Annotated in this window: 8 protein-coding genes; 2 read left to right on the top strand and 6 right to left on the bottom strand. The window is 70.5% G+C overall.

Features of this window, described 5'->3' with window-relative positions:
* Nucleotides 1-52 precede the first annotated feature (52 nt).
* Nucleotides 53-391 carry a hypothetical protein gene (locus ABZ193_RS09955; protein WP_020416784.1) on the bottom strand — a complete coding sequence of 113 codons (339 nt, stop codon included), beginning with the start codon at nucleotides 389-391 and terminating at the stop codon, nucleotides 53-55.
* Nucleotides 388-807: a YbaB/EbfC family nucleoid-associated protein gene (locus ABZ193_RS09950; protein ID WP_027935672.1), complete on the bottom strand. Its 420-nt coding sequence runs from the start codon at nucleotides 805-807 to the stop codon at nucleotides 388-390. Before ABZ193_RS09950 ends, ABZ193_RS09955 begins: the two co-directional genes overlap by 4 nt.
* An 80-nt stretch (nucleotides 808-887) precedes the next feature.
* Between ABZ193_RS09950 and ABZ193_RS09945 the strand changes: the two genes are divergently transcribed.
* The gene (locus tag ABZ193_RS09945; protein ID WP_235716066.1) at nucleotides 888-2,165 is read left to right on the top strand and encodes a S8 family serine peptidase; all 1,278 of its coding nucleotides are present in this window, start codon (nucleotides 888-890) and stop codon (nucleotides 2,163-2,165) included.
* A 101-nt stretch (nucleotides 2,166-2,266) separates the two neighbouring features.
* Here the strand turns inward: ABZ193_RS09945 and ABZ193_RS09940 are convergent, their stop codons facing one another.
* From ABZ193_RS09940 to eccD, 4 genes are all read right to left on the bottom strand, one after another.
* The gene (locus ABZ193_RS09940; RefSeq protein WP_020416781.1) at nucleotides 2,267-2,554 is read right to left on the bottom strand and encodes a WXG100 family type VII secretion target; all 288 of its coding nucleotides are present in this window, start codon (nucleotides 2,552-2,554) and stop codon (nucleotides 2,267-2,269) included.
* Nucleotides 2,555-2,583: 29 nt separating this feature from the next.
* The gene (locus tag ABZ193_RS09935; protein ID WP_020416780.1) at nucleotides 2,584-2,934 is read right to left on the bottom strand and encodes a hypothetical protein; all 351 of its coding nucleotides are present in this window, start codon (nucleotides 2,932-2,934) and stop codon (nucleotides 2,584-2,586) included.
* Between the two features lie 149 nt (nucleotides 2,935-3,083).
* Entirely contained in the window at nucleotides 3,084-4,484 is a 1,401-nt protein-coding gene (gene eccB, locus ABZ193_RS09930; protein ID WP_354709580.1) for a type VII secretion protein EccB, read from the bottom strand.
* Nucleotides 4,485-4,493: 9 nt separating this feature from the next.
* A complete protein-coding gene (eccD, locus tag ABZ193_RS09925) occupies nucleotides 4,494-5,894 on the bottom strand; it encodes a type VII secretion integral membrane protein EccD (protein WP_354709578.1) in 1,401 nt (466 codons plus the stop codon).
* Nucleotides 5,895-6,014: 120 nt separating this feature from the next.
* On the opposite strand from eccD, the gene eccCa reads away from it, so the two are divergent.
* Nucleotides 6,015-9,974 carry a type VII secretion protein EccCa gene (eccCa, locus tag ABZ193_RS09920; protein ID WP_354709577.1) on the top strand — a complete coding sequence of 1,320 codons (3,960 nt, stop codon included), beginning with the start codon at nucleotides 6,015-6,017 and terminating at the stop codon, nucleotides 9,972-9,974.
* Nucleotides 9,975-10,017: the final 43 nt, after the last annotated feature.

Here is a 10,017-nt window from a genome sequence, read left to right as displayed (position 1 = left end):
CGATCACCTCCCCGACTCGACGACACGAAAAAACGTTGCTGGCGCGGAAGAACTAGGTCTGAACGTCGTTCACCATCTTGAGGTTCTCCAGCTCCCCCTCGTACTGCGTCATCGCAGCCTTCTTGACCATACCGCCGATCTCGGCCAGTTGATCACCGAGAGTGCCCTGCGCCTTGAGGACCTTTTCGGGGTTGTCGTTCTCGCCGTACTTGGCGAAGAAGCCCTCTCCCATGCGGTCGTTGCCGAAGGTGTCGAGTGTGGCCAGTTTCGCGTGTTCGGCCTTCGCGGCCGCGGCCTGTCCGCTGAACTCGGTGCCGATGCCGCTCAGCTGACCGCCCATGGACGCGATCTCGTGGGCGCTGGTGTTGATGGAGACGAAACCACCGCTCATTGCTCTGCCTTCCGCTCGGCGTAGATTTCGGCGTCGGTCCGCTGGAGGTAGTCCATGGCGCCGGCGCGTTCGGGCTGCACCTGGTTCTGCAGCTCGGTGAACACGGGCGAGAAGTTCTCGGCCATCACTTCCTTGATCTGAGCCTGCACCTGGGCCACGGCCTCGGCGGACGCCTCCAGGATCGCGGCCTGAAGCGCGGCGGCGTCCGGCTTGCGGAACACCCGCGGGTCGATCTCCAGGTCGACGAGCTGGCCGCGCAGCCCCACGACCACCTTGACCGTGCGGTCCGGCGACCAGGCGACCCCGGTCATGCCGAGCATCCGCTCCTGCGCCGCCGGGAGGTTCGCGGTCGCCTGCCGCAGTTCGTCCAGCATTTCCTCGAAAACCGGGTCCACCCGGTCGGAAGAGAAGTTCAAGCCCGTCTCCCATCCGTTCGTCCACCCGGCACAGCGGCGACATTGCCACATGCGGCGGGCACTCCGATAGCATTCGGCGCGTGCAAGCCAAGCGTCTTCGATCGGCACTGGCCGCCGCGGTCACCGGGCTCGCCGTCGTCACGGTGACCCCGCAGGCCGCGCAGGCCCAGCAGAACTGTGTCGTTTCGGGGGAGCTCCTGGTTCCCGTTCCGTGGTCCCAGAAAATGCTCGCACCCGATCGGGTGTGGCCGCTGAGCACGGGGGCCGGGCAACGCGTGGCGGTCCTCAGCACCGGCATCAGCGACAACCCGCTCCTGGCCGGGCACATCGCGGAGCGCGCGAACTTCGCTCCGGCCGGCACCGGTCAGCCCAGCGGCCTGCCCGACTGCCTGGGCAACGGCACCGGGGTCAGCGGCATCATCGCCGCACAGCCGAGCGGCGCGGTGGGGTTCCACGGCATTGCGCCGGGAGCGCAGGTCCTGTCCGCGAAGGTCGTCGCCGACCAGTACCCGTCCAACCGAAACCCGCGCGAGACCGTCGCCCCGGAAACGCTGACCGCGGCGATCAACTGGGCCGTCGACCGCGGCGCGACGGTGATCGCGGTCCCGACCATCACCTACGACGACAACGCCGCCCTGCGCGGCGCCGTGCAGCGGGCGCTCTCCCGCGGCATCGTGGTCGTGGCTGCCGTCGGCGAAACCGCGAGCAACGAACCGCCCGGCCTGGTCCCCTACCCGGCGGCTTACGACGGCGTCGTCGGTGTGGGCGCGATCGCCGAAAACGGCGTCGTGACCCAGAACTCGCGCCCCACGGCCGTGGATCTGGTGGCGCCGGGCGCGAACGTGGTGACGACCTTCCCGAACGCCGGCCTTGGCACCGCTTCTGGCACACAGTTCGCCACCGCGTACGTGGCGGCCACGGTCGCGCTCGTCCGTTCCTACCGGCCGCAACTGTCCAACACGGACGTCGTGCAGCGGCTGTACGCCACCGCGTCCCCGGCTCCCGAAGGCACGGGCAGCGCGTACTACGGCTTCGGTGTCGTGAACCCGTACCAGGCCGTGTCCGACGACATCGCCGCCGGCAACCCGGTGACGCTGCCACCGCTCACCCCGGTCACCGTCGACCCCGAGGTCGCCGCGCGACAGGCCGCCGAAAACCGCAGTGACGACTGGGCGTTCATCCTGGCGGCCGCCGGTTTCGCGCTCGTGCTGCTGGTGACCGCGATCGTCGTGTTCGGACCGCTCGGCCGCCGCCGCCGCTGGCGCGCCGGACTCGCCCCGGTTCCGCAGGACCGGCCCGAGGACGAGCGTCCGGAGCCGCCTGTCGAACTGTTCAGCGACCGCCCCAAGCGGTCCTGATCCCCTGCTGCACAACGATTCCCTCCCCGGTGTTCCCAGCGTGAGACAAGCCGGTCCCGGAGCGTGTTCGCGCTCCGGGACCGGCTTCGGCGGTCGAGCTCTCAGATGTTGAAGTAGCCCCTCGCCTGCATGTCCTTGTCGAACGCGTTCTCGGCTGCCCTGATGACGGCGTTACCCATGTCCTGGTGGGTGCTGCCGAAGTTGTTGACGCGCTGGTTCCAGATCTCCTGGGCCTCGTCGAACGCCGTGGCGGCCGCACCGTTCCAGTCTTCGGCCAGGATGTTCTTGGCCTTCTGCTTGAACTGTTCGAACAGCTGGATCAGCTCGCCGGATTTCGTGATGTTCGTGGTGCCGGTGTCACCGACCGTGCCGTCGTAACGCAGAACCATGTCTGTCCCCTTCCGAAGCTGCTGCGCCGTCAGGCGGAGGCGGTTCCGCCGAGCCGGCCGAAGTTCATGCCGCCGGAGCCCGGCGCGATGGCGTTGATGACGTTCTGGCTGTCCTGGTCCTGGTTGGTCAGCAGGTTGGTGGTGCTGAGGATGCCGTTCACCAGGTTGTCGAGGATGGGAGCCAGCTGGCTCTTCCAGAAGTTCAGCATCTCGTCCTGCTTGCCGAGAGCGGCGGTCGAAGCGCCGCCCAGCCAGCTGGCGCCGACCACGCCGGCGTAGTCGCTGTGGATGCTCGAGCAGAGCTGCTCACCCTGGTCCTTGGCATCGCTGAGCAGCGTCCTCAGGTGCTGGGTCTGTGTCTCATCGAGTTTCAGGACCACGCCTGATCACCCCCATATCACGGGACATTTATCAGCAGAATAGGCGGCGCGGCTGACATCCCCCCGTCGCCCCGTACCACCCTGGCACGAAGCAAAACCGCTGGTCAAGACTTTCTGCCAGAGATTCACGGACGCCCGGTGCGGGCCGACTACGGGACCGCCGACACCATCGCCGCGGACGGGTTCAGCGTCGGGCCCTCCGGGATGCGCTGCACGAGCGCGGCGGGCATGTCGACGGCCGACGACGCCGAGTACCCGAGCTGGGCCAGCACGTCCTCCGACGGCACCGGGTACCGCAGGCCGGTGTCGGTGACCAGCGTGTACGCGCCCGTGGTCGCCGTGGCCGACGGCAGCACCCGCACCACGGCGACGCTGCCCGGCGGGACCAGCACCCGGTCGGCAAGCTTCGTGCCGGTGCCGCTCTCCACAGTGGTGTCGATGGCGGCCGTCATCGCGTTCGGGTCACCGCCGATCGAGATCACCGGGTCGGTGCGCGCGTCGTGGGTCTCCGAGCACAAGGCGGCGCGGCCCTCGTCCGGCACGATGGCGAGCTCCGGCGGCAGCGACGGCGGGGCCGCCTCACCCTCCGCGGGTGCCAGCGCGTTGCTGGTCGGGGCCGCGTTCGCGGCCGCCGCGGGGATCTCCTTGGGCTGCATGGAGTACTGGCCGGAGATGATCCGCACCTGCAGCTCGGTCAGCGGGGCCAGCCCCTCCTGCCGGACCAGGTAGTACTGCACGCCGCGGGACAACGGGTAGTAGACGACGTCGCCGACGGCGAACCCACTCAGCACTGTGGACGGCGATCCCTGGCCGGGCACGTCGATGCGGCCGATGTCCTGCCCCACCGGCAGCCCGTTCAGCCACGCCGTCCCCGCGTCCACCGCGGCGGCCTGCGCGCCGAACACCGAGCGGATCACCGCGGCGTCGGTGATCCGGTAGCGGTGGTTGTTCCACACCAGGTAGACGGTGCCGTCGGTGAAGTCGCGGGCCAGGATCGCGCGCTGCCCGAGCGGTGCGCCGCCCGGCATCGGCTGCCCGACCATCAGCGTCGTCGTGGTCAGCGGGGCGCCGGCCAGGTTCTGCCCCAGCACCGAGCACATCGTCCACGGCGTCGCGGTCGCGCGGTTCGCGGGCGGCAGCGAGGCAGGCGCGCCGGGGATGCCCACGGCGGGCCTGCGCGGCAGCCCGGCGAGGTCCTTGCCGGACACGCGGTGCGGTCCGGCCTTGTCCGCGCTGGTCAGCAGCCGTGCCGAGGCGTAGTTCAGGGTCGGTTGCAGCTCACCGGACTGGTACACGAACGTCGCGCCCGTCTCGCGTTCGATCACCACCGCGCCGTCGGTTTTCCAGGACGTGCCGCCGACCCCGGTGAACACCCCGTAAACACCGAAGCCCGCGGCGACCAGCACCGCGATCATCACCCCGGCGAACACCGCGCCCACTCCGCGCCGCAACGGGGTCAGCTCCGGATCGGTCTCGTGCACGATGAGCGCGGAGGTCACCCGCTGCATCATGAACTGGTAGGCCTGCAGCTGGTCGCGACGAGTGGGCACGCCTATCCCTCAGCCGATCGAGGCCATCAGGCCCTGGACGTATGCGAAGAATCCGGTGATGAACCCCGCGAACGGGATCAGGGCCACGATAGCCATGACGTCCACGATGTCCGCGATCCGGCCGAACCACGGCGACGGGTTCTTGCGGGAATAGACCAGCCCGGCCGCCGCGACCAGCAGCGCGAGCACCACCAGCGCCAGCAGGAACAGCCCGATCCCGCCGTTGCCGGACGCGGTGGAAAAACACCAGTCGGCCAGTAGCGCGAACACCCACAGCCCGGCGACCAGCAGCGGGATCCGCTGGCGCGGCACCGGGAACAGCCGGGCCCGCAGGAGCAGCGCCGCGCACGCGAGGATCAGCATGATCAGCCGCGATCCGCCGCCGTGCGCGGCGAGGGGGATCGACGACAACGCGCTGATCAGCGCGGCGCCGGTGAGGAAGCCGGTGAGCAGTTCGTCGGCACGGGCGGCGGCGTCGAACACCGCCGGGGTGGCCGGGTGCGGTTCGTCGTTGAGCAGGTCCGCCGAGCGCTGCGGCAGCGCGGGCAGCGGGACCCGGCCCAGCCGCAGCGCCAGCCACGGGTACCCGGGCAGCAGGCCGATCGCGATGGTCAGGACCAGCGCGCCGGCCGCGTCCGGGTCCATCCAGCCGCCGAACAACGCGCCCAGCGCGCCGAGGAACCCGGTGCTGATCGCGGCGACGAACACGCGGCTCATCGCGCCCACGCCGAGGTAGCCGACGATGCCGAAGACCAGCAGTGAAATGGTCCCCAGCAGCAGCTGCGCGGACCCGAAGGAGAACAGTCCCAGGTGGTCCGGCGCGGTCGGCAGGTAACCGCCGAGGAAGGCGTACGGCAGCGCCGATCCGGCGAACACCGCGCCCGCGTAGGCGTCCGGCACCGCGCGCGCCACCACGATGCCCAGCGCGGTCAGGGCCACCGCGGCCCCCAGCGTGATCAGGCCGGCGCTCAGCCACGGTGGTTCGAACAACAGGGCGGCGAGGCTGCCCGCGCACAGCAGCACGGCCGCGATCACCAGCCCGGCCCGCCGAGTGGCCGCGCGACCCCAGCTGCGGCCGTAGCGCCGGGCCCCGCTGGCGATGGCCTCGACCAGGTCGTCGTATTCGATCTCGGGCCAGTCGACCGGGCCGGGGACCAGGTGCAGGATCTCGCCGTCGCGCACCTGCTGCGCGGCGAGCGTCTGCTGCCCGTCGAGGCGCTCGCCGGTCGGGCGCCGCAGCGACCAGCCGCCGTGCTGCTCGCCGGTGTCCGGCGCGTCCTCCCCCGCGTGGCGCAGGATGTAGGGCAGCAGTTCCGCGACCGGCACGTTCTCCGGGAGCGCGACGTCGATCCCGCGTTTCGGGGTCGTGATGCTCACCTTCGCGAGGGTCGTGCCCATCGCCGACGTCATGCTGCCCCTACCTCCAAATTGGACCCCGAGACCGGCTGGGAGAGTATCAATTAAAGCGCGACACTAGGCTGGCGGAAAGCTCTATGCTGGCGCACCCGGGCGCTCGGGAGGTTTTCGGTCTTGGGAACGATCATAGTCAAGCGGCCACTGCGGCGGCCCGCGCCTGACCTGCCGTCGGGCGACGTGGTGCTCGATCCCCCGCCGGAAAATCCGCCGCCCGCGGGCAAGAGCTGGACGCGGGTGCTGATGATCCTGCCCATGCTCGCCGGCACCGGCGGCATGGCGCTGCTGATCGGCGCCGGCCGGTCCGGTCCCCTGATGTACGTCGCCGGCGGTCTGTACGGCGTCGCGGTGCTCGGCATGATCCTGTTCCAGATCATCAGCCAGAACGGGCAGGGGCCGAGCAAACAGGAGATGATCGCGAACCGCCGCCGGTACATGCGGCGGCTGTCCCAGCTGCGCGCGCAGGTGCGGGACACGATCGACCAGCAGCGCAAGGCGATGTTCTACCGCCACCCGGACCCGTCGCGGCTGTGGTCGACGGCGCAGAGCGCGCGCGTGTGGGAACGCCGTCCGGGCGACTGGGACTTCACCGTCATCCGGATCGGCCTCGGCTCGCAGGAGCTCGCCACCCCGCTCGTGCCGCCGGAGACCAAGCCGATCGACGAGCTGGAACCGCTGTGCGCGATGGCGCTGCGGAAGTTCGTCACCACCTATTCGACGGTGCCCGACCTGCCGGTCGCGGTCGCCTTGCGCGGGTTCTCCCGGATCTACCTGACCGGCGACGACGACCGCAAGCGCGCGATGGCCCGCGCGCTGGTCGCGCAGCTGGGCACCTTCCACGCGCCGGGTGACGTGCTGACGGCGTTCTGCGTGCGCGAGCGGGAGCTGTGGGACTGGGCCAAGTGGCTGCCGCACGCGCTGCACCCGACCAAGACCGACGCGGTCGGCCAGATCCGGCTGGTGGCGCCGAGCGTGACGGCGCTGGAGGCGATGCTCGACGACGTGGTGGCCAACCGGCCGCGCTTCAACCCGGGCACACAGCCGATCGAGGGCTCCACGCACGTGGTCGTGTTCGTCGACGGCGGCGACACCGGCGGGTCCGAGCACCTGATGATCGAGGGCGGCGTCGAGGGCGTCACCGTCATCGACCTCTCCGGCGAGCCGCCGCGCCTGCTGGACGCCGCCACCCTGGTACTGGACATCTCGCCCGACGGCAACCTGACCAGCCGCACCATGGACGGCGCCGGCAACATCGGCAGCGCCGACGGGCTGGGCGTCGAGGAGATGCGCGGCCTGGTGCGCACGCTCGCGCCGCTGCGGCTGTCCGCGCTGACCGCGAGCGAGCAGCCGCTGTCCGGGTCGCTGGAGCTGACCGACCTGCTCGGCCTGGGCGACCCGTACGAGTTCGACCTGGCGAAGAGCTGGGAGACGCGGTCCAACCGGGACCGGCTCCGCGTGCCGATCGGCATCACCGCCGACGGCCGCCCGATGGAGCTGGACCTCAAGGAGTCGGCACAGGACGGCATGGGCCCGCACGGCCTGCTCGTCGGCGCCACCGGCTCGGGCAAGTCCGAGCTGCTGCGGACGCTGGTGCTGGCGCTGGCGGTCACGCACGATTCGGAGATCCTCAACTTCGTGCTGGTGGACTTCAAGGGTGGCGCCACGTTCACCAAGCTGGACCGGCTGCCGCACACCAGCGCGGTGATCACCAACCTGGCCGACGAGCTGCACCTGGTGGACCGCATGCTCGACGCGATCGGCGGCGAGCTGGTGCGCAGGCAGGAACTGCTGCGCAAGGCGGGCAACTACGGTTCGCAACGCGACTACGAAAAGGCGCGCATCGCGGGCGCCCCGCTCGACCCGCTGCCCGCGCTGCTGATCGTCGTCGACGAGTTCTCCGAGCTGCTCACCGCGCGGCCGGACTTCATCGACATGTTCGTCCAGATTGGACGCGTCGGCCGTTCGCTCGGTGTTCACCTGCTGCTCGCCTCGCAGCGGCTGGAGGAGGGCAGGCTGCGCGGGCTGGACTCGCACCTGTCCTATCGCATCGCGCTGCGGACGTTCTCGGCGATGGAGAGCCGGGTCGTGCTCGGCACGCCGGACGCGTTCCAGCTGCCCCGCTCCCCCGGCAACGGCTTCCTCAAGACCGGGGTCGACGAGCTGACCCGGTTCAAGGCCGCGTACGTGTCGGGGGTGCACCGGCGCGGCACGATCCAGCGCACCGACGACGAGGGCCGCCAGATCGACCCGGTGCAGGACTACTCGACGGCCTACCTGCGCCCGCGGCTGGCGGAGAAGCCGGTGGAGCAGCCGCAGCCCGCCGAGTCCGACGACCTGGGCGAGACGCTGATGGACGTGCTGGTGGAGCGGCTCGAAGGCCAGGGCGTGCCGGCGCACCAGGTGTGGCTGCCGCCGCTGGCGGAGCCCCCGTCGCTGGACAAGCTGCTGGAACCACTGGTGCACGACCCGCAGCGCGGGATCACGACCGGCCAGGAGCAGTACCGCGGCGCGCTGCACGCGGCGGCGGGCATCATCGACCGGCCCGCGGACCAGCGCCGCGACGTGTGCTGGCTCGACCTGTCCGGCGCGGGCGGCAACATCGCCGTCGTCGGCGGCCCGCAGAGCGGCAAGAGCACGGTGATCCGCACGATCATCGGCAGCCTCGCGCTCACCCACACCCCCGCGGAGGTGCAGTTCTTCTGCCTCGACTTCGGCGGCGGCGGATTGACCGCCATGCGCGACCTCGCCCACGTCGGCGGGGTGGCGACGCGGCGCGACGTCGACCGGGTCCGGCGCAGCATCGCCGAGGCCAGGACGCTGCTCGCCGAGCGCGAGCAGCGGTTCGCCGAGCACGGCATCGACGGCATGGCGACCTATCGCAAGCTGCTGCGCGAAGGCCGGTTCCCCGAGGACCGGTTCGGCGACCTGTTCCTGGTCATCGACGGCTGGGCCACGGTGCGCGCGGAGTTCGAGGACCTGGAACCGGGCGTGACCGAGCTGCTCAACCGTGGCCTGGCGTTCGGCATCCACGTCATCGCCAGCTCCAACCGCTGGCTGGACCTGCGGATGAACGTGCGCGACATGTTCGGCAGCCGTATCGAGCTGCGCCTCGGCGACCCGGTCGACTCGGTCATCGGCCGCCGCCAGGCCGCCGGTGTGCCGGAGCAGTCCCCGGGACGCGGCCTGTCGCCGGACGCCATGCACTTCCTGTCCGGGGTGCCCCGCATCGACGGGCAGGAGACCGCCGACGGGCTCGCCGACGGCGTCCAGCACCTGGTGGAGACCATCAGCGGCGTCTGGACCGGCAAGCCCGCCCCCAGGGTGCGCCTGCTCCCGGACGTGCTGCCGTACGCCGAGCTGCCCGCGCCGGACGAGAAGCGGGGAATCCCGATCGGGATCTCCGAGACCGACCTGCAGCCGGTCCACCTGGACTTCGTCACCGAACCCCACCTGGTCCTCTTCGGCGACGTCGAGTCCGGCAAGAGCACGTTCCTGCGGGCGCTGGCCAAGAGCATCATGGCTCGCTACACCCCCGACGAGGCCCAGATCGCGCTGATCGACTTCCGGCGCAGCATGCTCGGCCTGGTTCCGGACGAGTACTTGATCGGTTACGCGACGACGAGCGGAACCGTTCAGGAAATGACGCGTCTGACCATCGACGCGATGCAGAAACGACTTCCGGGGGGTGACATCACGCCGGAGCAGCTCCGCTCCCGCAGCTGGTGGAGCGGCCCGGAGCTGTTCATCCTGGTCGACGACTACGACCTGGTCGCACCGAACCCGCACGACAACCCGCTGACCCAGCTGCTGGAGTTCATGACGCAGGGCCGGGACATCGGGCTCCACCTGATCGTCACCCGGCGCATCGGTGGCGCCGCGCGGGCGATGTACGACCCGGTGATCGCCCGGATCCGGGACCTGGCCTCGCCGGGGATCCTGATGTCGGGCAGCCGCGAGGAGGGGCCGCTGCTGGGCAACATCAAGCCGCAGAAGCTGCCACCGGGCCGCGGCTGGTTCATCACCCGCGGCGCGGGCGCCCGGCTGGTCCAGCTCGCGCACCTGCCCGCGGATGAATAGGACAGTTTTCCACCGGGGTTGACATCGGATGGTTACCTGAGAG

Source organism: Amycolatopsis sp. NPDC006125, assembly GCF_040614195.1.
GTDB classification, from domain to species: Bacteria; Actinomycetota; Actinomycetes; order Mycobacteriales; family Pseudonocardiaceae; genus Amycolatopsis_E; species Amycolatopsis_E tucumanensis.
Note: the sequence above shows the minus strand (reverse complement) of the source record. Positions and strands in the feature narration are given on the sequence as shown.